This window comes from Psychrobacter sp. G (assembly GCF_000418305.1).
Classification (GTDB): domain Bacteria; phylum Pseudomonadota; class Gammaproteobacteria; order Pseudomonadales; family Moraxellaceae; genus Psychrobacter; species Psychrobacter cryohalolentis.
In genome coordinates this window covers 2,506,576-2,532,489 of record NC_021661.1, presented here as the reverse complement: position 1 = coordinate 2,532,489, position 25,914 = coordinate 2,506,576, and the positions used below count along the sequence as shown (strand labels likewise).

The 25,914-nt window shown below is 41.4% G+C and carries 22 protein-coding genes; 14 read left to right on the top strand and 8 right to left on the bottom strand.

Annotated elements, in window-relative coordinates:
* The first annotated feature begins 26 nt into the window (after window positions 1–26).
* The 6 genes from murC (at window position 27) to lpxC (ending at window position 8,154) form a co-directional block, all read left to right on the top strand.
* Window positions 27–1,466 carry a UDP-N-acetylmuramate--L-alanine ligase gene (gene murC / locus PSYCG_RS10590; protein WP_020444191.1) on the top strand — a complete coding sequence of 480 codons (1,440 nt, stop codon included), beginning with the start codon at window positions 27–29 and terminating at the stop codon, window positions 1,464–1,466.
* A gap of 47 nt (window positions 1,467–1,513) precedes the next feature.
* Entirely contained in the window at window positions 1,514–2,656 is a 1,143-nt protein-coding gene (locus tag PSYCG_RS10585) for a D-alanine--D-alanine ligase (protein ID WP_319802584.1), read from the top strand.
* A 508-nt stretch (window positions 2,657–3,164) separates the two neighbouring features.
* The gene (locus tag PSYCG_RS10580; RefSeq protein WP_020444189.1) at window positions 3,165–3,992 is read left to right on the top strand and encodes a cell division protein FtsQ/DivIB; all 828 of its coding nucleotides are present in this window, start codon (window positions 3,165–3,167) and stop codon (window positions 3,990–3,992) included.
* A 152-nt stretch (window positions 3,993–4,144) separates the two neighbouring features.
* A complete protein-coding gene (gene ftsA, locus PSYCG_RS10575; RefSeq protein ID WP_201551241.1) occupies window positions 4,145–5,437 on the top strand; it encodes a cell division protein FtsA in 1,293 nt (430 codons plus the stop codon).
* Window positions 5,438–5,681: 244 nt separating this feature from the next.
* A complete protein-coding gene (gene ftsZ / locus PSYCG_RS10570; protein ID WP_011514344.1) occupies window positions 5,682–6,878 on the top strand; it encodes a cell division protein FtsZ in 1,197 nt (398 codons plus the stop codon).
* A 358-nt stretch (window positions 6,879–7,236) separates the two neighbouring features.
* Complete coding sequence (gene lpxC / locus PSYCG_RS10565; RefSeq protein ID WP_020444187.1) at window positions 7,237–8,154, top strand: UDP-3-O-acyl-N-acetylglucosamine deacetylase; 918 nt, start codon at window positions 7,237–7,239, stop codon at window positions 8,152–8,154.
* 298 nt (window positions 8,155–8,452) lie between these two features.
* Here lpxC and PSYCG_RS10560 read toward each other — a convergent pair whose 3' ends face one another.
* Window positions 8,453–8,968 (bottom strand): DciA family protein, encoded by a 516-nt coding sequence (locus PSYCG_RS10560; protein ID WP_020444186.1) that lies wholly within the window; start codon window positions 8,966–8,968, stop codon window positions 8,453–8,455.
* Between the two features lie 267 nt (window positions 8,969–9,235).
* Between PSYCG_RS10560 and PSYCG_RS10555 the strand changes: the two genes are divergently transcribed.
* Window positions 9,236–9,964 carry a CHAP domain-containing protein gene (locus PSYCG_RS10555; RefSeq protein WP_011514341.1) on the top strand — a complete coding sequence of 243 codons (729 nt, stop codon included), beginning with the start codon at window positions 9,236–9,238 and terminating at the stop codon, window positions 9,962–9,964.
* A 97-nt stretch (window positions 9,965–10,061) separates the two neighbouring features.
* Here PSYCG_RS10555 and PSYCG_RS10550 read toward each other — a convergent pair whose 3' ends face one another.
* Both PSYCG_RS10550 and PSYCG_RS10545 read right to left on the bottom strand, forming a co-directional pair.
* Window positions 10,062–10,814 carry a DOMON-like domain-containing protein gene (locus PSYCG_RS10550; protein WP_020444185.1) on the bottom strand — a complete coding sequence of 251 codons (753 nt, stop codon included), beginning with the start codon at window positions 10,812–10,814 and terminating at the stop codon, window positions 10,062–10,064.
* 222 nt (window positions 10,815–11,036) lie between these two features.
* On the bottom strand, window positions 11,037–11,345 hold the full coding sequence (locus PSYCG_RS10545) for a YhbY family RNA-binding protein (protein WP_020444184.1): 309 nt from the start codon (window positions 11,343–11,345) through the stop codon (window positions 11,037–11,039).
* Window positions 11,346–11,715: 370 nt separating this feature from the next.
* On the opposite strand from PSYCG_RS10545, the gene PSYCG_RS10540 reads away from it, so the two are divergent.
* The 6 genes from PSYCG_RS10540 (at window position 11,716) to PSYCG_RS10515 (ending at window position 17,570) form a co-directional block, all read left to right on the top strand.
* Complete coding sequence (locus PSYCG_RS10540) at window positions 11,716–12,348, top strand: RlmE family RNA methyltransferase (RefSeq protein ID WP_020444183.1); 633 nt, start codon at window positions 11,716–11,718, stop codon at window positions 12,346–12,348.
* A 402-nt stretch (window positions 12,349–12,750) separates the two neighbouring features.
* Window positions 12,751–14,646, top strand: a complete 1,896-nt coding sequence (gene ftsH, locus PSYCG_RS10535) for an ATP-dependent zinc metalloprotease FtsH (protein WP_020444182.1) — start codon at window positions 12,751–12,753, stop codon at window positions 14,644–14,646.
* Between the two features lie 154 nt (window positions 14,647–14,800).
* Window positions 14,801–15,724 carry a dihydropteroate synthase gene (folP, locus tag PSYCG_RS10530; RefSeq protein ID WP_020444181.1) on the top strand — a complete coding sequence of 308 codons (924 nt, stop codon included), beginning with the start codon at window positions 14,801–14,803 and terminating at the stop codon, window positions 15,722–15,724.
* Between the two features lie 107 nt (window positions 15,725–15,831).
* Window positions 15,832–16,113 carry a succinate dehydrogenase assembly factor 2 gene (locus PSYCG_RS10525; RefSeq protein WP_020444180.1) on the top strand — a complete coding sequence of 94 codons (282 nt, stop codon included), beginning with the start codon at window positions 15,832–15,834 and terminating at the stop codon, window positions 16,111–16,113.
* 58 nt (window positions 16,114–16,171) lie between these two features.
* A complete protein-coding gene (locus PSYCG_RS10520; RefSeq protein ID WP_020444179.1) occupies window positions 16,172–16,630 on the top strand; it encodes a hypothetical protein in 459 nt (152 codons plus the stop codon).
* A 223-nt stretch (window positions 16,631–16,853) separates the two neighbouring features.
* Window positions 16,854–17,570: a YidB family protein gene (locus PSYCG_RS10515; protein ID WP_020444178.1), complete on the top strand. Its 717-nt coding sequence runs from the start codon at window positions 16,854–16,856 to the stop codon at window positions 17,568–17,570.
* Between the two features lie 118 nt (window positions 17,571–17,688).
* Here PSYCG_RS10515 and PSYCG_RS10510 read toward each other — a convergent pair whose 3' ends face one another.
* From PSYCG_RS10510 to trmB, 3 genes are all read right to left on the bottom strand, one after another.
* The gene (locus tag PSYCG_RS10510; RefSeq protein WP_020444177.1) at window positions 17,689–18,810 is read right to left on the bottom strand and encodes a regulatory protein RecX; all 1,122 of its coding nucleotides are present in this window, start codon (window positions 18,808–18,810) and stop codon (window positions 17,689–17,691) included.
* Between the two features lie 40 nt (window positions 18,811–18,850).
* Window positions 18,851–19,909, bottom strand: a complete 1,059-nt coding sequence (gene recA / locus PSYCG_RS10505) for a recombinase RecA (protein ID WP_020444176.1) — start codon at window positions 19,907–19,909, stop codon at window positions 18,851–18,853.
* A gap of 1,020 nt (window positions 19,910–20,929) precedes the next feature.
* Entirely contained in the window at window positions 20,930–21,751 is an 822-nt protein-coding gene (gene trmB, locus PSYCG_RS10500; protein WP_011514330.1) for a tRNA (guanosine(46)-N7)-methyltransferase TrmB, read from the bottom strand.
* A 219-nt stretch (window positions 21,752–21,970) separates the two neighbouring features.
* On the opposite strand from trmB, the gene PSYCG_RS10495 reads away from it, so the two are divergent.
* Window positions 21,971–22,900 (top strand): DUF2628 domain-containing protein, encoded by a 930-nt coding sequence (locus PSYCG_RS10495; RefSeq protein ID WP_020444175.1) that lies wholly within the window; start codon window positions 21,971–21,973, stop codon window positions 22,898–22,900.
* 54 nt (window positions 22,901–22,954) lie between these two features.
* Here PSYCG_RS10495 and PSYCG_RS10490 read toward each other — a convergent pair whose 3' ends face one another.
* Both PSYCG_RS10490 and PSYCG_RS10485 read right to left on the bottom strand, forming a co-directional pair.
* Entirely contained in the window at window positions 22,955–24,841 is a 1,887-nt protein-coding gene (locus tag PSYCG_RS10490; protein ID WP_020444174.1) for a monovalent cation:proton antiporter-2 (CPA2) family protein, read from the bottom strand.
* 224 nt (window positions 24,842–25,065) lie between these two features.
* Window positions 25,066–25,770, bottom strand: coding sequence for a hypothetical protein (locus PSYCG_RS10485; protein ID WP_020444173.1), 705 nt, complete (start codon window positions 25,768–25,770; stop codon window positions 25,066–25,068).
* Between the last annotated feature and the right edge of the window lie 144 nt (window positions 25,771–25,914).

Genomic DNA, 25,914 nt, shown 5'->3' with positions numbered 1-25,914 from the left:
TCCGTCTTATAAAAAGAGAAAACCTTATGCCAACCTCTGCTAAAGCCTTAACCAAACGTTTGATTGAAATACCAGAAATGCGCCGTATTCAGCATTTACATTTTATTGGTATTGGTGGTTCGGGGATGTGTGGTATTGCTGAGGTTATGAATAATCAAGGCTATCAAGTCAGTGGTTCTGATATTACTGAGAGCTTAGTGACCAAACGTTTGGCGCAGATTGGTATTGATATTGCTATCGGTCATGATTCCAAAAACATTGCCAATGCTGATGTCATCGTTGTATCGTCTGCCATCGATCGTAGCAATCCCGAAGTAAAAGCAGCACTCGAAGCACGTCTTCCGGTAGTGCGCCGTGCGGATATGCTTGGTGAATTGATGCGTTATCGTCACGGTATTGCTATTGCTGGGGCGCATGGTAAAACCACCACGACCAGTTTGCTGACCACTATGATGGCAGAAGGCAATTTAGATCCTACTTATGTGATTGGCGGTAAGCTTAATGCTTCGGGTAAAAATGCCGCGCTTGGTAGCAGTCGTTTTCTAATTGCCGAGGCTGATGAGTCTGACGCCTCATTCTTGTCATTGCATCCGATGGCGGCAATTGTCACCAATATTGATCAAGATCATATGGAAACTTATGGTAATAGTTTTGATAAATTAAAGGCAGCTTATATTCAGTTTTTACAAAACATGCCATTTTATGGTTTGGCAGTGGTCTGCGGTGATGATCCTGAGCTGTACGCGATGATTGATGATATTGGGCGTCCAGTATTGACCTTTGGTCTTGAGCCATTTAATGATGTACAAGCCGTTGATTTGGTCACCGAAGGTACAAAAACCCATTTTACAGTACTACGTCGTGATCATGAGCCATTGCGTCTGACACTGAATATTCCAGGCGTGCATAATGTCTACAATGCGCTTGCAGCCATTACTATGGCGACTGATGAAGGCGTTGATGATGCTGCAATCACCCGTGCGCTACAGAAGTTTGAAGGGGTTGGTCGTCGTTTTGAGCAACATGCCTCTGTGGAGATAGATGATGGTAATGTGCTGCTGATTGATGATTATGGTCATCATCCAAAAGAAGTTGATGCCACCATCAAAGCGGCGCGTCAAAGCTTCCCTGAGCGTCGCTTAGTGATGATGTTCCAGCCTCATCGTTACAGCCGTACCCGTGACTGCTTCGATGATTTTGTCGAAGTACTCTCAACTGTCGATGAGTTATTATTGTTGGATGTCTACTCTGCTGGTGAAAGCCCTATTGCTGGTGCGGACACCAAAGCCTTAGCACGTAGTATACGTTTGCGCGGTGCCGTCGAGCCAACGATAGTAGATAAAGATAATATTGCCCCTGTCATGCAGCGATTATTGAAAGCAGGTGATATGCTGATCACCCAAGGCGCGGGTAATGTCGGGCAAATAGCTATCGATCTCGCCGCCAATAATCTTTATATCAAATAAGCCTTAGAAGCATTGCTTTAAAAATATTAGGAGCACTAACGATGACCATGAATAATACTAAAGAAAATAACAATAATATTGATGAAGATGGCGTTAATGTTGAGCAAAACGCTACAGATAACAGTAACAACAACATTAAAGGCAATGTTCAAAATAACGCTGCCCCTATTATCAATCCAGAAACAGCTTTAGCAGCTGCTGCACAAGCAGAGCAGGATAAAATAAATAACAATAGCCAAAGCGCTAATACGTTACCCGATATTAAAGAAAGTAAAGTAAAAGAGGCGAGTGAGTTTGGCAGAGTTGCTGTCATTTACGGTGGTAATAGTAATGAGCGTAGCGTGTCTTTAGACAGCGGTGCAGCTGTATTGCAAGCACTACAAAACCAAGGGGTTGATGCCACGCATTTTGATCCTAAGCATCAAGACATTACTGAACTACGTCAGTATGATCGTGTATTTAATGTCTTACATGGTCGTGGTGGTGAAGATGGTCTGCTGCAAGGCGTACTACAGTGGTTTGATATTCCTCAAACCGGCTCAGGTATTTTAGCGTCAGCACTTGGTATGGATAAAGTACGTACCAAACAGCTGTGGCAAGGCTGCGGATTATCGACTGCACCGTTTTCACTGCTAACCGCTGATACCGACTGGCAGCAGGTGGTTAATATGTTAGGACTACCACTGATTATCAAGCCTGTTCATGAAGGCTCAAGCATTGGTATGACTAAGGTTAATAACCTTGATGAGCTTCCTGCTGCCTATGCAACCGCCGTACAATGTGGCGATGTAGTGATGGCGGAGCGCTGGATAACTGGTCGCGAGTTTACTATCGTTATCATTGATGATGAAGCTTATCCTGTCATTCGCTTAGAGCCTGCGGATATCACCAATTTTTATGATTTCGAAGCCAAGTATAATCGTAACGATACCAGCTACTATATCCCTTGTGGTTTAAGTGCTGCGGATGAAAAGCATTTGCAAGATCTAAGTTTATCGGCGTTTCGTGCCGTTGATGCAAAAGGTTGGGGACGTATCGATGCGATGCAAGACGAAGCGGGCAACTTTTGGCTACTTGAGATTAATACCGTACCGGGCATGACCAGTCATAGTTTGGTACCAATGGCAGCCAAAGTTCGTGGCATGGATTTCGAGAGCTTGTGCTGGCATATTTTGGCGCAAACGGTGTAACACCTTATTAAATAAGTCACTGCCTATATAAAACAAGCTGTTCTTAGTAATTATACAAGAGTGATTATTTCAATAAATGAGGTATTTAAACTATTTATCATTGTTGAATAGTAGCTTCTCATTATTCGTAATGTATCGCTATAGCTGCTATACCACAGCTTCGTGTAAACTTGTGTAAATTCGTTAGTAGTAGTAGGGGTTAGGCTATTGTTTGAAGCTAAAATGCGTTAATATTGTAACTATCTAGTGGTTTTGGTGATAGTTATGCAACGCTTTGGTAAGTGCTTCATTAAATAAGAGAAATGTTACATTTAAAGGCCGATAAGCACACTTTATATTGCCATTTAAAGTTACGAATTGATAGCATATCTATTAAGTATATTTTACACCTGCATAATGGTGATAAGCGCTTTTGCATAAATAAAAAAGATCATCGATTTACGTAAATATGAATCGAATGTATGAAATATACAGATTATTTTGATTAAATATAGGGACGAAGTTTAATATGGCTCAAACTGTCAATGACGTCGCTGACTTGATGAGTGATAAAACCCGTCACCCAAAATCAATCTTTCAAGTACCCACTGCGGTTAGATACTTTTTTACCGTATTGGTGCTTGGGTTATTAGTGCTGATATTGATAATGGGCGGTAAGGCTTTACGTGACGCACCTCCAGCAGCTATTCATGTCGATCATCAAGGATTGACGGTTGCCGAATATCGGGCGCTACAGCATGTTATGAATCAGCAAAGTGTGAGCAGCTTTTTCACCTCTGATTTGCAAGCGCTGAGAGATATTACCACTGGTTTGGCTTGGGTTGATCAGGTCAGTATCAGTCGTGACTGGCAAAAAGGTATTGTGGTTACCGTATTGCCTAAGCAAGCAGTGGCAAATTTTGGTACTGAGCGTCTAGTGGATGCAACAGGCAATGTGTTTGTCCCTGCTGATAGTAGAGATTTAACGCAAGAGAACTTTGCAACTTTGCAAGGCAATATGACTCAAGCGCCAGTCATTATGCAGCAGATGCAGCAAGTCAATGACTGGTATGCTCGGCTTGGCTTACAAGTTGAAGATATTATTTTGTCGCCAAGAATGACGTGGCTGATTCGTTTTGATAATGGGTTACGTATTATCGTTGATAATGAGAATACGGCGCAAAAGCTACTGAACTTAAGCCAGCTACTGGGTAATCAGTTAAAAAACCGTCGTGATGAGATACAATCAGTAGATCTTCGTTACAAAAATGGATTTACGATTGCATGGAATATAGCAGTGCCAAAAGATAATGACACACCCGTAAACGAAAAACCATCAACTGAAGCACCTCTATAAGTAATATATAAAGTAGCCAACACGCTAAACTTGTCTGCTTTATTTTTTATACAGAGTATACATACGCTATTATCAGCTGATAATAGACTTATTTTAATGATTTAATGGAGACATCATTTGTTCTCCTGTTTAGCGATAATTTGTCTGGTACCATGAAAAATACTGAAAATTTGGTTGTTGTCCATTTAAGTGCCACGGCAGTTTATGTCGTCATTGGTAGTGTTGTGTCTGCAAAAGACATCCGTATTATGGGTGTGGGACAAGTTAAGAATAGCGACTTTTATCAAGGTCAAATCAAGCATCGCGAACGCTTGCAAGGCGCTATCAAACAGGCTATTCAAGAAGCGGAAGATACCGCTAATTGCCGTGTGCATAGTGTCTGGCTGACGCTGGCGACTCCTGAGCTATTGAGCAAAAATAGTGCGGGCGATGTTAGAGTAGAAGATGAATTCGTTCGTGCTAAAGATATGGTACAAGCGCTCTCAAATGCCAAATCGCAAGATTTGTCATCTGACTATTATTTGATGCATTGTTGTCAGCAAGGTATTTATATCGATAACCAAGAGTTTATGGTTGATGATGCCATTGATATGGTGGCGCACAATATAGCTGTGATGTATCACATGATGATGATGCCAGTTGCTGGTCGTCAAAATATCCAAAAACTATTGCAAAGCTGTGATGTGGGTATTGATCATATTGTCTTCGATGCGGTAACCAGTGCCGAATATAGTTTGATGAGCGAAGAGCGCCAACAAGGTGTTTGCTTGGTAGATATAGGTGCCAGCACCACAAGTATTTGCGTTTATAAAGAAAATAAGCTGATTTTTACCCATTGTATCGCAACGGGTAGCCATGAAGTGACGATGGATATTTCGGCAGACGTTGGTATTTCGATGATAGAGGCTGAAAAGCTGAAAAAATCGCATGGTACAGTGGATGTGAACAGCGTAGATCCAAGCTCATTTTTCCTATTTAAACCCCAAGGGTCAGGTGATGAAATCAACATTGGTATCTATAACCTTGCGCGTATTATCGAAGCCCGTTACGTGCAGATTTTCACTGAGGTAGTACGCCAGTTACATGAAGCGGACTTATTAGGCTATATTGATAAGGGCATTGTGCTCACAGGTGGCGGTAGTGCGATTAAAGGCATGATACCGTTTGCGAAAAAACTATTAAAAATGCCAGTGGTATTAACCAATACGCATCCTGCGATTAGTGCTTATAATCATTTTGATAATGATGAATCCTTTAAGCAGCTGAATCTTCAGGTTAATGATCGGGCTTATCAAACGGCATTTGGTACACTATTATATAGCCAAAGCGAGCAGTTTCGGCGCAGTGAAAAAAGCGAGCCTGAAGCGATTCAAAAAAATCGTGTGACGGGTGTTTTTCAAAGTGCTGGTCAACGTTTTGCCAGTGTACTGAAAAAGATATTATAATTGTCCTGTAATCTTGCTGAAAATCTATTTACCCAATTAGATAAGCGGTTTGTCAACTAGACCAAGCAAGCATATTAAAAGCAATACCCTGTATAATAACGGCATATCTTGGTTAAGCATTACTATTTAAGCCATGGCCCTGTTTTAATCAAATACATTTATATATAGTAAGTCGATAGCGCGCCATATGCGTGTGTTACCACGTATCGACCATCACGCTATCTGCAACTGGAGAAACTTTTTTATGTCAAAATACACCATGCCAGATGATAATCAGCTTCAAAATAATGGCCAAGCAAGCTTCACTGTATTCGGTGTAGGCGGCGGCGGCGGTAATGCAGTTGAACACATGGTACAGCAAGGGATTAGAGGTGTAACATTCGTCTGTGCCAATACGGACAAACAGGCGCTTGATCGTTTGACCGCACCGCATAAGCTACAACTTGGCGCAAAAACCAACCGTGGTCTTGGTGCAGGAGCGAATCCAGAAGTGGGTCGTGAAGCAGCAGAAAGTGACGAAGAAGCAATTCGTGCACTGCTTGAGCATTCAGATATGGTCTTTATCACCGCTGGAATGGGTGGTGGTACGGGCACTGGTGCTGCACCAGTCGTAGCGCGTATTGCCAAAGAAATGGAAGTATTGACCGTTGCTGTAGTCACCACGCCGTTCAAATTTGAAGGCGGAAAACGTATCAAGGCTGCCAAAGCGGGTATCGAGCAGCTGACTAACTTTGTAGATTCTATCATTACGATTCCAAATGATAAGTTGATGAGTGTCTACGGCAACATCTCTATGCAAGATGCCTTTAAAAAAGCAGATGATGTGCTATTGCATGCAGTCCAAGGTATTGCAGAGACCATCGCTAGCGAAGGTATGATCAACATTGACTTTAACGATATCCGTACCGCAATGACCGCTAAGGGCCATGCGATGATGGGTATCGGTCGTGCCAGCGGTGATGATCGTGCGCGTCAAGCGACTGAAAAAGCCATTAGATCGCCATTACTTGATGATTTGCGCCTAGAGAATGCCAAAGGCTTACTCGTCAACGTGATTTCATCTGAATCCTTATCTCTAGATGAGATGAGCAAGATCAGTGTGATTGTCGAAGAAATTACTGATATCGATGAAGCGCATATCTTCTATGGCTCAGTGATTGATGAAAAAATGGGCGACGATTTGCATGTTACCGTTATTGCAACTGGTTTAACCTTGGATGAAAACGCTGGTGAAGAGCCTGAAGTGGTTGAGCAACCTGTACCTTCTGTAAATAGTACGCAACCTGTTGATCCAAACTTGCATACTAGTGCCTTGAACAGTCAAAAACAGTCTCAAGCTCAATATCAAGAAAACCCAATTCGCTCTAATACTGTGCCTGAACAGACTAAAACTAAGACCAATAGCATTCAAGATTATCTAAAGCGTCAGCAGAACAAATAGATATCATTCGTATAAATATTGCTCTCTAAAAAAGCCAGTGTTCAAGCGCTGGCTTTTTTGTGCCTATTCATAATCTCTGCTGTTCACCAACTACTTATATATTGGTTATTCCTATTTATCAGAAAATGTTACCTACTCATACCAATTTAGGCGGTATTTTCAAGAGATGAAGCCTTTCAAAGCCCGATATTTCATAGCCTTCTGTTGGTGATTGCGACTAAACAGTCACCGATAATAATGCTTCGATAAGTGTTATCAATCAAAGAGATAGGTAAATTAACGCTTTTTATCGCTAGCGAACAGGGTTCGGGTAATGATACACTATGGCAATTGTAACAAAATATGTGAGAAGACAGCCATGAATCAACGAACCATAAAAACAGCAATTGCTGTTACAGGTACTGGTCTTCATAGTGGTCAACCTGTTGATTTAGAATTTCATCCGCAACCAATCGATACTGGAATCGTCTTTGAGCGTTCTGATATTACTGGCAGCACGCCAATTCCTGCCAGTGCCTTTTTGGTACAAGATACCATGATGTCATCTAATCTGGTGCTTGGTGGTACACGTGTCGGTACGGTTGAGCACTTGCTCAGCGCGATAGCGGGACTTGGCGTTGATAATCTATTAATTCGTGTATCGGCATCAGAGATACCTATTATGGATGGCAGTGCTGCGCCTTTTGTAGGACTGTTATTGCAAGCAGGTTTTTGCGAACAGGATGCTTCAAAGAAATTTATCAGGATTGTACGTACGGTACGTGTCAAAGTTGACGATAAATGGGCAGAGCTACGTCCTTATAATGGATTTGAGCTTAATTTCGAGATTGATTTTGATCATCCTGCGATTGATAAAAACTTTCAGCATGCCCAATTACAGTTTTCAACCCAAAACTTCATTGAACAGCTGAGTTCAGCACGCACTTTTGGTTTTTTACGTGATATCGAAGCCATGCGTCAGAACAATCTGGCATTAGGCGGTAGCATGGACAATGCGATTGTTATCGATGAAAGTAATATTTTGAATGAAGAAGGTCTGCGTTTTAATGACGAATTTGTTCGTCATAAAATTTTAGATGCACTTGGTGATTTATATCTGATTGGATATCCTATTCTGGGTCGTTTTAATGCTTATAAATCCGGTCATGCTTTAAATAACTTATTGGTACGTGAGATTTTATCTGACCATAATAACTTTGAAATTGTAACTTTTGATGACAATGTAACATGTCCTATCGAATATTTACCTTTAAATGGTATAACTGTCGAAGGATGAATACAGGAATATACACGAAGTATCGAAACATTTACGCAATATTACATAAAATGGTTATAAGTAGAGTGAAATTATATTCATATAAGTGGATATATATTTCTTTATTTTATGATAACTTGCCTGTATAGTAGATGAGATAAAAGCTGTAGCGAATAGCAAAATCATCTGTCAGTGAGGTTCACAATGTGAATGACACTGACAGATGATTTTTTTTGTTTTTGAAATTACAAAAACCCAGCCTGAATCGTATCATTTACCGGATTAGTTTACATAACTTTACATTGTCTGTAGGGGTTTTTTACGGATTTATAAGGCGTAATAGTGCTTTTTTGAGGTTTTCATCAGTGGTGACATGCTCTGCTGCCTGTGATATAGTCCGCTTTGTGTTTTGGCTAAGAGCCTGATTTTCATGGGCTTTAACGGACATTGAGCGTGATGCTGACAAGCCTGATGATGATTTAGAATAATTATTATTGGTAGATTTATTGGCTATGACGACGCGAATTTGCTTGAGTTGTTTAAATGTAATTGACTGCTCTGTTAACACTTGCAAATACGCGCTCTGCAAATAGCGAATATGATTGGCAGCAGTGACTGATTCGACACTGAGTGTCAATTGCTCAGACGTTAAGCCTACGACCCAGCAGTTATTGAGGATTTCCTCAGGTAGACAATCTACCAAAAGCGCTTTTATTTCAGTGGTCGCTTGCACATATAAACGCATACTATCAGATAGGCTTTGAGGTAGCGCACTACCAGCAAAAGCTTGATGATCGATGAGAGTGGCAAGGCGGTTAGGGTTTTTTTTGGACATCGTAATGACTCATCTAATAGGTGAAAAATCGATACTCATAATAAACAGGCTCTAAACGCTCATTTTTAAAGCAAGGTATGACGTAGCAAACGATTTATGTAGTAGATGATTAAGCTGCTAATGATATCAGCATCAGCTACTTAAGAAGTAAAAGAGCGATTGTACTAAATATTTTATCATGTTTATTTCATGATTATATTCTCTAAACTAATTCATGCTTTGTCACGGATGACGAGCAATTCTGTTTTCACAATAGGTAGTAAATTTATGAAACAAGCTTTATTAATTTTATCAGTATTGGGAATGGGCGTAGCACAGACAAGTGGTGCTGCCGAAACAACCTTTCAATCAAATAATACCTTGAGTCATACCATCACCAATATCACTACTTCTGCGAACTATGGTTCTAGTCGTAACATCTACAGCACCAACAGCGGTGCATATGTTTCTAGCAATGATGAAATCAGCCAAGCAATCGATAATTTAAGCGCGCATGCAAAACAAAAAGAATATCAGCTTGCTTCGCTAACCAATCGTTTGTCTTATGAGCAACGTCAGCAGAAAGTAAGTTCAGTGCCAGATCGTTATTCAGCGCCTGCTATTGCAGCAGCGAATGCTTCACGAGTCGCTTTATCTAGTAGCACAGGCTATTGCGCTCGTTATGTCCGTAAAGCGTTACAATCAGCGGGCTACGAATTCACGCCTAATCCTTCAGCGTATCAATATGCGTCTCGTGGCACACTGTCACAAGCGGGTTTTACCAAAATCAGTAATAACATGGAACCACAGGTTGGTGATGTGGTTGTTTATGACCGTACCTCAAGTCGTCCTCATGGCCATATTCAAATATTTGATGGTAATGATTGGGTGTCTGACTTCCGTCAAAACAGCATCAGCCCATACAGCGGTCATTACAACTATACGACGTGGCGTGATGCTAGATACGTCGATGATGCTTCAGATCGTGGTATCTACCTTGCTATGGCTGACAAATAAGTATCAGTTAAGCGCTCTCTCCGGACTCAGTAATGCTCTTTATGACATTACTGAGTTTTTTATGTCTCAAATAAGGCTAGCTATTAAGTTGATATTTTTACTTGGCAAGGGCGGATAGCCTATCAAATGGTGTCCAATACTGACTATTATGAAAGTCGGGTGGCGAGGCATGTTTGGGTGCAAAGTATAGAATCGTAGCGCCAAAGGATAAAATAACACAAGGATGTATGTATTTGATAAGGGCATCATTACTGTAATCTGACTTACGATTAAATGACGTCAATGAATCTAATGGCATTCTAAAGCTGCGTTGGTAGTGATAACGTTCATGTGTTGATATTGGGTAGTCTATTAGCAGTTTCGGGTTGTTACCGTCTATCCAATCGATAGCAGTACGTGTCTGTCCGTCAGCGTACATAAGAGGTCTTGGCGGTAGTGTTGTAGGAGAGCGATAGCTGTCAAACTCATAAAGCGCATACTGACCTTCAGGACTGGCATTGATCTCAATATAGGACATTGTCATATTGGTTTTGGGGGACTTATCACTATCTTCTGAACGGCTACTTACTAAATAACCTGCTAAAAAGCACTCAAGGCAGGTTCGTTCCCACAGATAATCCTTAAAGCCTACTTTATCTGCTTGCCACTTTGGCCAATTCAATTGAGCAGCTAGTGATTCAGAGGGCAACGTCACACGATACTCTAGCTGTAAATAAGCTTCTGGCTGCGCTACAAGCGTTGCGCTTACCTGTACGCTAATTTGCTGTAAAACGCTCACTGTCACGCCAAGTTGCTGCGCATCTTCTGCTAAGGTTTCAGTTGCTAGGTATAAATCAAAACTCTGGCTCATTATCTTATTATCTCAAAAAGTATTAGCATCATAAAACATGATATAGCTGCTAACAAATATCGCATGTTAAATAGTGAACTATAAATGACATAAAAGCCGCGAGCAAAGTTGCATCGCGGCTTTTATTATTCACCGTTATCATCTGTCTAAAAATAACTCAGCAGGCTATTTTAAACCACTTTATATACAACAGACGATATAAACTTAACAAGTAATGAGGCATTACACATTACGAGCAAGATTTGAAAGCTTAGGATTGGCATTTGGGTTTTTGCGTAGCAATAGCGCCATACGACCAATTGAATGAATCAAAGTTGCCTTTGCAGTAGAAGCAAGCTCAGCACCGATGACATCACGCTCTTCCTTGGTACCAGCAGGCAATTTTACTTTAATTAGTTCATGATCTGATAAGGCGCGATCAATCTCTTCAGTAATGCTTGGCGTAACACCTTTATTGCCAATCATGACAATCGGTTTCAAATCATGACCAATGCCTTTTAAGCGTTTGATGGTTGCGTTATCAAGTTGCATAGAATTCCTAGGGGTTGGTAAAAACAAAATATAATAAAATTGAGAGCAATTGATGACCATTATAATTAATCTATGATCATCTTGCATGAGATCAGCAGGATTTTGCACGATTTTACGTGATGAAAATGTTAAACTGCCATTATGGGTACATTATAAACGCTACGCTCTTATAAAGCAGTGTTTTCACTAAGAAAAATTAACGGTTTAGCCTTTTGAAGCTAATAAATAGCTTGATAGTATTGAAAATCATAATTAATAGTATTTTTGATAGCATGGTTGTAGAAAGTGACATAAAGCAAAAAGTCTATTAAGACATTAGTTAATAAATACATATGCGCATATAGAAAAGCACGTTATAGGAGCAGGAATTTTGGCCACACGTATTGAAAACAAAAAATTGTCAAAGAGCAGTAGTGCTTGGATGAAAGAGCACATTGATGATCACTATGTGCAAAAGGCCCAAAAAGATGGCTACCGTGCCCGTGCTGCTTATAAATTATTAGAAATAAATGAAAAAACCAATCTGATCAAAAAAGGTATGACCGTTGTTGATTTGGGTAGTGCCCCTGGCAGCTGGTCTCAAGTGGCTGGTCAATTGGTTGGGGAAAAAGGTATCTTGATTGCCTCTGATATTTTGCCGATGGATACCTTGCCGGATGTTACCTTTATCCAAGGTGACTTTCGCGAGCCAGAAGTTTTTGACCGTATCATGGCTGAGGTTGGTGATAGACAAGTTGATGTGGTGCTGTCTGATATGGCGCCCAATACAGCAGGTAATAGTGCTATTGACCAGCCTCGTATGATGTACTTATGTGAGCTGGCGGTCGATTTCGCGCTGGCAACCTTACCAGAAGGTGGCGCGCTTATTATGAAAGTGTTTCAAGGCGAGGGTACACAAGAATTACGCAAGCAGATGCAGGCGGATTTTAGTAAAATTCGTAGTATTAAGCCTGGTGCTTCTAGACCGCGCTCAAAAGAGATATTTTGGATCGCAATTAAGTAATATGAAATGAAACTCTCACCTCAAAATTAGCCAGTTAAAATCATTGAATGAAAACGGCTACAATCGTTAACTGAATAAATGGGAATGCTGCTTGAATTATTCAGGTTAATACCACATATCATGATATATTAACTTTGTTTGAAATCAACTCTTAAGCATTTTTCTAAGTGCTTATATGATATTTTTAGCAAAGTCGTCTGACAGTAAGCGCCTTATAAACTCAGTTATTTATCGTTATTGCGCGGCTTGTTTCTCTAATAAAAATATAAGGTTGTTTTATACCTTAGATTTGCAATGAGAAATGATAATTCGCCAATAGACCTTGAATAGCGAGACATACGTTTATATATAGACGTCACGTGTTTAGTAAACACACCAATAAGTATGGGATGGGAATAACTAGTGAGCGACATGGTAAAAAATACCTTATTGTGGCTGGTGGTAATCGGCGTTTTAGTGCTGGTGTTTAGTGGCTTTGATAAATCATCTGAGCCCGATAACCTTAACTACTCTGAATTTGTGACCGCTGTGTCAGAAAATCAAGTAGCCAGTGTTGAGATCGATGGCGAGCAAATCACCGGCGAGAAGAAAAATGGTTCTGAATTTGAAACCATTCGTCCAGCTGTGATGGATGACGAGCTGATGCCATTGCTGCGTGAAAATAAAGTTGAAGTCCAAGGCACTGCACCGAAGCGCCAAAGCGTATTGATGCAATTGCTGATAGCCAGTTTCCCAATTTTGCTGATTATTGGTCTGTTTTTATTCTTTATGCGTAATATGCAAGGCGGCGCTGGCGGTAAAGGCGGTGGACCGATGAGCTTTGGTAAATCAAAAGCCAAAATGCTAACCGAAGACCAAATCAAAGTAAATTTTGAAGACGTTGCTGGTTGTGAAGAAGCCAAAGAAGAGGTCGTCGAAGTCGTCGAGTTCTTACGTGATCCTGATAAATTTACCAAGCTTGGGGCAACGATTCCACGCGGTATCTTGATGGTAGGTCCTCCAGGTACGGGTAAAACGCTATTAGCAAGAGCTATTGCTGGTGAAGCTAAAGTACCTTTCTTCTCGATTTCAGGTTCTGATTTCGTTGAGATGTTCGTCGGTGTTGGTGCGTCACGTGTCCGTGATATGTTTGAACAAGCGAAGAAAAGCGCGCCATGTATTATCTTTATTGATGAGATTGATGCTGTCGGTCGTCATCGTGGTTCCGGTATGGGCGGCGGTAATGATGAGCGTGAGCAGACATTGAACCAATTGTTGGTTGAGATGGATGGATTTGAAGGCAACGAAGGTGTTATCGTCATTGCTGCCACTAACCGTGCAGATGTTCTTGATAAAGCACTATTGCGTCCGGGTCGTTTTGACCGTCAGGTGCAAGTAGGGCTGCCAGATATCAAAGGTCGTGAGCAAATTCTTAAAGTGCATTTAAAGAAGCTGCCTAATACTATTGGTGTTGACGCTCATGCCTTAGCCCGTGGTACGCCAGGATTCAGTGGCGCCCAGCTTGCTAACCTTGTTAATGAAGCAGCCTTGTTTGCCGCTCGTCGTAACAAGCGCAGCGTCGATATGAATGACTTCGAAGATGCGAAAGACAAGCTATATATGGGTCCTGAGCGTAAATCAATGGTCATACGTGAAGAAGAGCGCCGTGCTACTGCTTATCATGAAGCAGGTCATGCGCTAGTCGCCGAGCTGCTACCGGGTACCGATCCTGTGCATAAAGTCACTATTATGCCGCGTGGATTTGCGCTTGGTGTTACGTGGCAGTTGCCTGAGCACGACCAAACCAGTATGTATAAATCAAAAATGCTGAGTGATATTGCGATTTTATTTGGTGGTCGTATCGCTGAAGAAGTCTTTATCGATCAAATGTCGACGGGTGCCTCAAATGACTTTGAACGTGCGACCAAAATGGCACGAGCAATGGTAACCAAATACGGCATGTCTGATGCGCTTGGTATCATGGTCTATGAAGATGATGACAGCTCACAAGGTTACTTCGGTGGCGGTGGTCGTACGATTTCAGAAGCAACACAGCAAAAGGTTGATGAAGAAGTACGCCGTATGCTAGAGGAGCAATATGATATCGCTCGTGAATTGATTGAAGGCAATCAAGAAAAGATGCATGCTATGGTTGATGCCTTGATGAAATGGGAAACCATTGACCGCGATCAGCTGCAAGATATCTTAGCGGGCGAACAACCTCGTCCACCAAGAGTCTATCAGCATCATGAAGTGAACTTATCAAAGAATGATGTGAAAACAACCGGAATGACCCCTCCGCCATTACCAGCGATGTAAAAGTTATTGTTAAGTTTTGAATAAAAAAAGCCCTTTTTACAAAGGGCTTTTTCTTTATTACCAATTTAGAATGACATCAGATTTACTGATATCATAAGCATTATAAGTTAGAGCTAAAATCAATTTTACGAATTCAAATTATCATGGATAAGTTATGTCACTATTCCAACCTTTAGCTGCTTATGCTGTGACCAGCCGTGATAAGGTCTTAGATTTATCACAGCCTCATATCATGGGCATCTTAAATGTCACGCCAGATTCGTTCTCAGATGGTGGGCAGTTTAATGCAGTTGATAAGGCGGTAGCGCATTGTAAGGAGATGCTGGCAGCAGGTGCCACCATCATCGACATTGGCGGCGAGTCTACCCGTCCAAATGCTGAAGTGGTAGCGACTTCTGATGAGCTACAGCGTGTGGTGCCAGTCGTGACAGCAATTAGGCAGCAGCTAGGCAATGACATATGGCTATCCATTGATACCAGTAGTCCTGAGGTTATGCAAGCAGCGTTTGAAGTAGGCGCGGATATTTGGAATGATGTACGGGCACTCAAGCGTGAGGGAGCTGCGCTGATGGCAGCTAAGCTTAATATTCCTGTTATGCTCATGCATATGCGCGGTGAGCCAACTACAATGAATAATCTGGCACAGTATGATGATGTGGTTAGGGAAGTCATGACAGAGCTAGAGGTGCGTATTGATGAAGTGACAAGTATTGGTGTCATGCGCGAAAATATCATTATTGACCCCGGTTTTGGCTTTGCTAAAAACTATCAGCATCACTGTGCATTATTGAGTGAGCTTAAAAGCTTACAAAAACTTGGGCTGCCAATGATGTTTGGTATTTCACGCAAGCGATTTTTAGCAGAAGTGTTGATTAAAACGGGTATGCAAGCGTTTGCTACTACAAAGCCATTTGAGCGTGATACTGTGGGTACTGCGGCTGGTCTTTTTGCATTGCAGCAGGGGGCAAGTATCATTCGTACTCATAATGTCGCTATGATGCAGCAAGCCGTGGCGCTCTGGAGCCAGCTATCTGCATATGATAAACACCAATCGCTATCACTAGATGGCTACACTTAAGTAATTATGATCAAAAATAGATTTATCGATGATAACAATTGCGAATAATAGAATTTTGGCACTTTAATATTTATTTAAAGCCCTTTTAAACGGATGAGAATACTTTTATGACCATTAGTAACCAGCCAGAGCCCACCAATGAGCAACGTCGTATTATTTATCAAGCCCGCCGTGGTCTTAAAGAGTTAGATTTTTATTTTGAACCCTATATTAAAGAGCTTTATTTAACGGCAGAAGCTGCCGAACAAGAAAGCTTTGCGCAAATGCTGACTCATGAAGACCCTGATTTATTAGATTATTTTACCAATCAAAGCCGACCAGAAGATGAGGCGATATGGGAGTTGGTTAATAAGATTAAGACATGGCGTCACAGTAAAAATCTGAGTTAATTGTTAAAGTAGTATTGAGTCTTTTCTATTAATCAGAAATATTCCTTGGTAGCTCACTATGACAGCATTAACCTCGCTACGTATCGATACTGCTATTAAACCCATAAGCTATTTATATCTGCTATTTTATATGGCATTATCCAGTATCGTTATGGTATTGGCGGCGCTTGCTTCATTAGCCTTATGGCAATATGTGGTTATACTCCTCATCAGCGCTGCAGTCATTGGCTATTTAGCATTATCACGACCCATACTATTGCATCTAAGCCAGCCGCCACTTGATAAAAGTGTTTATCAAGATTGGCAGTTATTAATACGTACGAGTCGTGGGGATGTCTTGTGGCAAGCAAAGCTCAATACGGTCAGTCATTCTCATTGGGTTATCTGTTTTGATTTTAATATCGTAGAGCCTTATCAACGCCGATTTTCTGTGGCTATATTTCGTGATCAGGTTAATACCGAGCAATGGCGCGAGTTGATCATCTTGGCAAATATGATTGCAAACAAAACCGTTTAATTGAACTTAGTTTTAATTGTAGATGCTTACCTGCCTTATCTTACCGTACTAAATTATCTCCTACATCTCATAACAAAATGCCTATCTAAAGAGACAAATAGATTTGCTATATTGGAATTGATATTTATAGGTCGGTTTAAATAGTAGGTAAAGGTCGCAGTCGTTACTTTGCTATACCAAAACCTGTATCGACGAATTTTATTATAATAAAAAGGATAAAGTTATGAGTTTGCTAGGGAATTTAGTGAGTCAAGTAGCACGTAGTGCCATGGATCCAGAGGACGCACAGCGTAATCCAGTTAATCAACGTATCAATCCGCGTCGTACTGGTGGTCTTGGTGATATATTGGCGAGTGTGCTTGGCGGTGGCAATCAGTCAGCAGGCTATGATCCACAACAGTATGAGCGCCGCTCAGCAGACAATGGTTTTGGTTTAGACGATATTATCGGCGGGCTAACAGGTGGCAAACAGCGCGGTGGCATGAGTTCAGGTACTGGTGGACTTGGCGATATTTTAGGTAGTGTACTTGGTGGTCAAACGACGAGAGGCGGCTTCGGTGGTAAAGGTATGCTTATCGCTGCCCTTATGCCTATGGTACTGAGCTGGATAAAGCGTAATGGTGGGTTAAGTGGTGCTCTCTCGAAAATTACCGGTATGGGCTATGAAAAACAAGCACGCTCTTGGTTGAGTACTAATGAGCTTAACGATAATCTTGATCCCAATGATATCAATCGATTGTTTGATGACAGTGAAATTCAGCAAGTCGCTGCTCATACAGGCGCTAACGAGATAGAGGTGCGTCAAGGGTTGGCTGAGCTATTACCGGAAGTCATGAACCAATTGACGCCAAATGGTAATTTAGATAACGAACCTGAAGCCAATGAAGAAATTGACCAAATTATCAGTCAGCTATCAAGTCGTCTAGGGGCACTAAAATAACTAGGTTATCATTTATAGCATTTAAAACGATAAAAAAGCGCACCTGATTAGGTGCGCTTTTTTATATCTAAAATATAATAGCGAACGATAAAGGTTAAGACTGTTGCATTAAAAATTGCTAAAAACGTTCATCTAAAGTATCTAACGTATAGTTCAATGCCGCAAAGCAAATATCACTATTAAAGCCACGATATTGTAAAAACCGCAGCTGCCTTGCTTTGTCTTTTTGTTCAGTGGGTATATCATCACCGTATTTTTTGATACGCGCTGTGACTGCCAGTTTGAGCCAGTCTATACCTTCGACCAAATTATCTGCGTTATCATCAATAAATTCACTAAACTCATCAGATTCTGCATTTGCCATATCGATAAGTTCATCGATATTATCGGGCATCGCCATCTTTTTACGATGGAATTCTTGCTTGATACGACCTCTGCCGCGTCCTTTTCTGATATTTTCACGAATCAGCATTAGAGTAGTGCGGTAATCACTTTGATAGCCTTTTTCTTCGAACTCATCAAGTAGGGCATCAATTTTAGCCGATTCTTGCTCTTTATCTAGCAATTTTTGCTTAAGCTCAGCCTTACCGTATTCGCGGCGTGACAAATAATAAAACGCCAACCAACGTAAGCGACTTTCAGCTTTGATGGCATCCATTTCCGCTTGGCGCTGCTCATGCGTGCGCAAATATGCTTTTAGAGTAGCTGGTAGGTTGTCGATTTGGCTGTTTTGGTCGCCTCCTTGAATATCATGAGTAGCTACCGATTCAAATGCTTGTTGTGAGTTCATCAAAGCTGAATCAACGCCAGTCTCATTAATAGAGACACTATCTTCTTCATTGTCATGGACCGCATGTTTAACTTCAGCCAGCATCTCTTTGATACTTTGCGCAGCAGGTGGCTGATAAGCAGGTACGCTATTAGGCTCAGCGTGAAAGGTAGCAGCTGGATGAAAGTGTTTTTTACGTTTTTTGGATTTGGATGAAACTTTTAAAGAGGGAGAGGCGCCAGTCGAATCTGCCATAAAGTTAGTATGGTTATCTACTGTACACTTCTCATCTAAATCATATGTATTTAGATGCTGAGAGCGCTTGCCAGTTTTACTGGTACTTTTAGGCTTGTCTTTATATGAGTACCTAGTAGATGAATGTTGTTCAATGGATTTCTTATTTTTATGCGTAGAACTCGCTGAATCGGTATCCGACTCAGCGAGTATTTCAGCTAACGTTTTAATTTTCATAAGACATCATAGTTGCTGATAACGGTTTGAAAATATACCGTTATTGTACAGGTTCAGAGGCTAGTTCTTCGTTAGTCTCAGCCACGACCGCTGCTTTGCTGTCATCCTTTACGCCAAGTTTTTCAGCACGGATTTTGGCTTCTATCTCTTCAGCAATAGCAGGGTTCTCTTTTAAGAACAGGACAGAATTGGCTTTACCTTGACCGATTTTCTCATCGCCATAGCTGTACCAAGAGCCTGCTTTACCAACTGCACCAATCTCAACACCCAAATCAATCACTTCGGCTAAGTGATTGGTGCCTTCACCGTAAGTAATCTCAAATTCAGCTTGGCGGAATGGTGGTGCCATTTTGTTTTTGATGACTTTAACGCGAGTTTGGTTACCAATGATTTCATCACCATTTTTGACTGCACCGATACGGCGAATATCCATACGTACCGAGGCATAGAACTTAAGCGCATTACCACCAGTTGTGGTTTCAGGGCTACCAAACATCACGCCGATTTTCATACGAATCTGGTTAATAAATAACACCATACAGTTTGAACGTTTGGCGTTACCAGTGATTTTACGTAAAGCTTGGCTCATCAGACGGGCTTGCAGACCCATGTGTGAATCGCCCATCTCGCCTTCAATCTCGGCACGCGGCGTCAAGGCTGCGACCGAGTCAATAACGATCATATCGATTGCACCTGAGCGTACTAACATATCGGTAATTTCAAGTGCTTGTTCACCATTATCAGGCTGTGAAAGTAGCAAGTCATCCGTATTCACACCAAGCTTGCGGGCATATACAGGGTCTAAGGCATGTTCAGCATCGATAAAGGCACAAACGCCGCCCTGTTTCTGGCACGCTGCAATTGCCTGCAATGTCATAGTCGTTTTACCTGAGCTTTCAGGGCCATAAATTTCAACGATACGACCTTTTGGCAAACCGCCAATCCCAAGTGCAATATCTAAACCTAATGAACCAGTCGATACCACGTCGACATCAAGCGTTGCTGAGTTGTCACCCAAATGCATGATGGTATTTTTACCAAACTGCTTTTCGATTTGAGCTAGTGCAGCTTTAAGTGCTTTGGCTTTATTGTCGTCCATGTAGGACTCCTTGTTATCAATCATTTATAAGAATAAGTTGTATTAATATCAAAAACGGCTTGTTCAATGTTATCAATGACAATGTAAGCTATCGCTGATAGCATTTTGAACTAAGCTTAGAGTAGGCAATGAGATGAGTCTTGTAGATCGCGATGTCAGTTACATCACGCTACTATACAGTAAAATTAGATGCTGATAAAAGCGAAAAAAAGTTTAGAGATTTTAATGAGGCTCGTAGGGCTTGCAACTTATATCACCAGATTATGTCTTCCTCTAACTTTATATCATTGTTTATTAGATAGGGTAATTATAACAAAATCCAAGGTATATATTGAACATAACTGAATACTAGGCGACAATAGATGTCGTATGGGAAAACAAAAATATTTGTATATAATTCTCAAAATTGCTGTTCATATTTGAACCTGATGAGCATACTATTTGTCAATAGTTTTGGAAGTTATCCACAATAAATAAATAAAGTTTATTTAGCCAGTGTGAAACATATCATAGGATAAAATTAATATTAAAAATTTTATAAATAAATTATTTTACTTTTAAATTATCATTAACCTATTGATTTTAATAAATTTTTAAATCGTACAAAAAATGAACGATTTTACCTAAGCCTTTAAGCTATCTAGGCAAATGCTTGTCAAGTAGCGACTTATGCACAGGGTTATCCACAGCTTATGGGGAGAACTCACCAAGCCCTTACGGTATCAATGATTGCGCAGACAAGAGTTATCATTTAATTTACAAAACTTGGCTATTTCTGATTTTACAAGTTTAAATTTAGCAGGATTTTAGTATGGGCAATGCCTATGTTTCACATCTGTGCTGATAATTTTTTTTCGAATTGAAAGCTATTGATACTCATCAAACATATTTATAGTCAGTTATATCAGTCTTTAACCCTTATGAGTAAAAGGTTTGAAGACTGATAGATATAAAAAAGCGGCTAAGATACTGATAAATATCTTAGCCGCTTTAAAGGAAGCCGACGTAATGCGTTTGGTATTAGTCTTTTAAATAGATTAAATCCCAAACCCCATGTCCGCTTGCTAGACCGCGGCGCTCAAATTTTGTCATTGGACGAAAGTCAGGGCGGGAAGTGAAATTGCCTGCGCCTGCTTGATTGCTTAAGCCTACAAACCCATCCAAAACTTCTACCATCCAAAAGGCATAATGTTCCCAGTCAGTGGCGGTATGGAACCAGCCGCCTTGCTTTAGGCTGCGGGTGACAATCGCCATACGCTCAGGGCTAACAAAGCGGCGTTTATGATGGCGCTTTTTTTGCCATGGGTCAGGAAAGTAGAGCTGAATGCGATCGATATGGTTTTCTGGTAGCTGTTTGAGTAGTTGAATGGCATCACCATTGATGATTCTGACATTACTCAAATTTTGAGTACCAGCCATATAAGCGCATTTGCCGATACCCGGCTCATGGACTTCAATGCCAACAAAATTACGACTTGGCTCGGCTGCTGCCATTTCAATGAACGAATCCCCAAGTCCAAAACCAATCTCAAGGGTCAAGGGTGCCTCACTGCCATTTGGCAATTCAGCAAATAGCGCGCGCAAATCGTCAATACCTTCAAGATTACCATCACCAAAGCTGTTATTAACCAAGTAATGCGCAAATTCAGGCGCCGTCAATGCCAGCTCGGCATTTTTATTCATGTGCGTACGGCGTTTCATAAAGGTGTTGACGATACGAATATGCTTATTACCGTCAGGTGCGACCTCATTGCCACTAGTAGCATTAGTGTCTAAAGATTTTTGATCATCGGTAAGGCTGGTGGCGTCGACGTTGGTATTAATATCAGGATGTTGACTCATAGGATTAACAAGGCTTAATAAATGGGTAGTGCGCTTATTATAAGTGAAATCTGTACGGCTGTGAATGAACAATACTTTTTTAATAATGTTAGCGCGTTTTGTAATTTAGGTACATTATTTATCTAGTGTTTCTCTGGCCCATGCAATGCTATTAGCGTTATCATATAATCCCAATAGTTAAGTTAAATGTCTTTTTAATCGCCTGTAAGGCTTGTCACTATGTTATTTATTGAGACGGATTCGCCGCCCCCTTTTTACCAAGAAAAATTGCCTCCTGCCAGACGCACACAACTGGATAAATGGTTTGTCGGGCATCGTAGCCAACGCTATTATCTAAAACGCTTTGAGCAATTTGATGAACAAGGCTATCTGTCGCCAAAATGGCATTGGGCAGCATTTTTTGTGACCTTTCCATGGTTACTCTATCGTAAGCGTTATATGGATGCACTCGTCTACAGCGTGGCAGGATGGTCTTTTATTCAGCTTAATATCGCGCTAGTCTTGGTAGCGGTTGAGTTCTTAGTAATGCCTTATATTGCTGATGCTTATCAGATGACGATACGCGTTAGTATTGCCGCGCTGATTTGGCTGTTTTGGTCGTTTATGGTGGCACGCTGGACGGATGCTTACTATTACCGGATGGCACGACGTGAGATTGCCGACGCGATTAATGACTATCCACAAGATGAGCGTTTGCAACAAGCGCATCTGCGCCAAGAGGGCGGGGTGAGCTTATTTGGGCTAGGATGGGGTTTTGGATTTTTTGCCTTTACATTAATGGTCATTAAAGTGCAGTTCTTACCCATTATCGCCAAACCAAAAGAAAACGAAGTACTGTTTGATGCGTATGATACCGTTAAAACCACGCAAAATCATGTGGCGCTAGCGTATCGGCAAACAGGACAATGTCCGCTGGATCTGCCTATCGATAGCGGTACTGAGAAGGTGCATATTGAGATCGATCGTAGCGCAGCTGGCGTTGCAGAAACTGATTGTGCAGTGATTGCGACCATTCAAAATGTAAAATTCCCTATACGCTATCTCAATGATCAGACACTGGTCTTTTATCATCTGCCAAACAGTGATGATTGGGAGTGCAACAGTTCATTGAATAAAAAACAAGCGCCGGAAAATTGTAGCCCTGATTAGGTGGCTACAAAGATTGAGAATTATTTTTGACAACAATTTCTATAGTTGAAAAAATTAATGCTTAGATTCAGTCGTATGATTATTTTCATCATCGACTGGTATGGCTTGGCTTTTTAGCGCTTCATAAAAATCGCTCAAGTCCATCTTACGCGCTTTGCCAATATCTTCATCAAATAAGCTTTCAAGCTCCGCCATCGATGATTGAGCCGACTCAATCATACTGGCCTCATCATCATAAATAGCTTGTTGACGTTCAATCAGATCATCATCGTAATCACGGAAAGTTTGCACTGTCTCACGCGCTTTTTCTGGTGAGATGCCAAGCAATTGTAGCGACTCACGCGACATATCTAGCGAGGACAAATACGTCTCACGCCAGATATGACGAACCCCAACCTCACGTAATCGGTAGTAATGCTGGCGGTCACGTGCCCGTGCTAAGATAATTAAATCTGGATAGTTTTTACGTAAATATTGGGCGGTGGTGATAGAACGCTCTAAATCATCGATGGCAAGGATAAAGACACGTGCTTTTTTGATACCTGCTGCACGTAGGATTTCAGGGTTTTTTGGATCACCATAATAGACTTGGTTACCGAATTTACGGACAAAATCGACGCGGTTTGCCGAGCGTTCAATCGCGGTAAACTCAATATTGTGCATACGTAGCACACGACCGATAATCTGACCGACTCGCCCAAAGCCAGCAATAATCACCTGATGCTCGTGGTCTGGAATCGTATCGTATTCGCGACTTGGTTTGCTTTTGGCAAATAATGGCTCGCCAACTTTTTCTAATAACAAGAATGCCAAAGGAGTGAGTGCCATAGAGATGGTTACGATCAGGTTTAACGTATTGGCAAGTTCAGGTTGTAAGACGTTTTGGGCACTTGCAACACTGAACAAGACAAAAGCAAATTCACCACCTTGAGCCAGTGTAACCCCCAGTCGAATACTGGTTGGCCAGCGATTACCTGAGATTTTTGCAATCGCTGTAATCACTCCGAACTTGATAAACATCAATGCCATCGCACAGCCGATGATAAAAATGGGTTTTGCTAATATCAATTTCACATCGGTCAACATACCGACTGACATAAAGAACAGACCTAATAACAATCCTTTAAAAGGCTCGATACTGGCTTCAAGCTCATGGCGGTATTCAGAATCTGCCAACAATACACCAGTTAAAAATGCGCCCAACGCCATTGAGAGCCCGATTTGACCCATCAAAATCGATACACCCATTACGATAAATAGCGCGACTGCCGTTAGTAATTCTGACGCACCACTTGAGGCGACAAATTTAAAAAATGGACGAACGACGTAGCGACTGGCAAAGATAAGCCCAGCAAAAACCGCAAAAACTTTACCAAAATAAATCAAATCATAGCTTTGTTCACGCACCCCTGATAAGAAAGGAATGACCGCTAATAAAGGGATAACCGCAATGTCTTGGAATAATAAAATCGTAAAGGCTTCACGGCCATGAGTGCTCGATAGCTGCTGTTTTTCAGTCAGAATTTGTAGGACAAAGGCGGTAGATGAGAGCGCAAGCCCGAAGCCAACGATAAAAGCAGTATCGAGCTGCAAGCCAAAAATCTGATGTAACAGCCCCATCAATAAGACACCAGTCAAACCAACTTGCAAACCGCCAAGGACGAATATTGAGCGCCTGAGTGCCCAGAGCCTTGATGGCTGCAGCTCAAGCCCAATGATGAACAGCAGCATCACCACGCCAAACTCAGAGAAATGCAATAAGCTCTCAGCGTCACCTGCGACGTCCAGTACACTTGGACCTAATATCAATCCTGTGATCAGATAACCTAAAACCGTCGCAATACCAAAACGTTTACCAAGGGGTACAAAGAGCAGGGCTGCTCCCAAGAAAATTGTCGCTTGTAACATTAAATTTGGTGAGCTGGCGGCGGCAGCGAACATCTGGAATCCTTAGCAATGACGATAAATGGGCAGTACAACAGCATTATTACAAATATGAAATATAGTTAGTTCAAAATAAAAGCGATACGATTGTAATAACGTGCTATTGGCTATAATTTTTTCTTGCTTGCTTGCTGTTCGCAGGCGTGAAAGAGGCTGCAAAAAAATTATAACCAATAGCACTGTATCGTTTTTAAAATGAATCAACGATAGCTTGATGATCGTTATTTTTTACGATAAATTTTCCACACGCCATTATCTGCCAGCGGATTGTTATAAGCATCGTTACGGCGCTTGCGTGGTGTCTGTCGACTGTCTACGATTTTAAAATCGGGTAGGGCATGGACAATAAGTCCAGTTCGATAAAACCGTACCCGTTCAGGCTCTAGCATCTCACCCTTATTATCTCGGCAAAATACATAAGCACGCAAATCAATAAACTCACGGTGCGCGACCAAACGCGTCTCCTCATCCTTATCAAATGCAGCAGTCATACGTGCAATGTCATCAGCATTATAATCGCCGCATTTATCCGTAAGTGCCCCGACCGAGCCGAAACTCTTGGATTCTTTTGCATGGGTTTTGGTCAGATGTAGGCGCTGCACATGATATATAAACTGCGGTATCTCAAGGCTGGCAGGCAGTGGCAAATAGTCAGGCGGCAGATTGGCAGCAGGATAAAAAGCCATGGCGCGTTCAAGCAAATTGTGCCAACGTTGCTGATAGGCTTGGACTTCTGCTAAGTTACCTTCATAGATAGGCATATCACGAATTTGACGTAAGATATCAGGTGGAAACTGTGCGCCTCGAAAGCGAGCAATGTCTTCTTGCAGCGTCGATAATAAAACTTTGGCGTGTTTTTTGCCATCCTTTGAAATCGGGTCATCGATATAACTTGGGGCGACGAATGGCGCTGAGCGTCTAGACATAGCAGAAGGTCATCCATTGGTGGCAAATGTGGCGTTTCAATTTTCAGTATACAGAATTTATATTAAAAATATGACAGTGAGGCTAAATTTCTCATCATTTTTAACATGTGATTACATTGATAAAAGTCAGTGTGATATTGATAT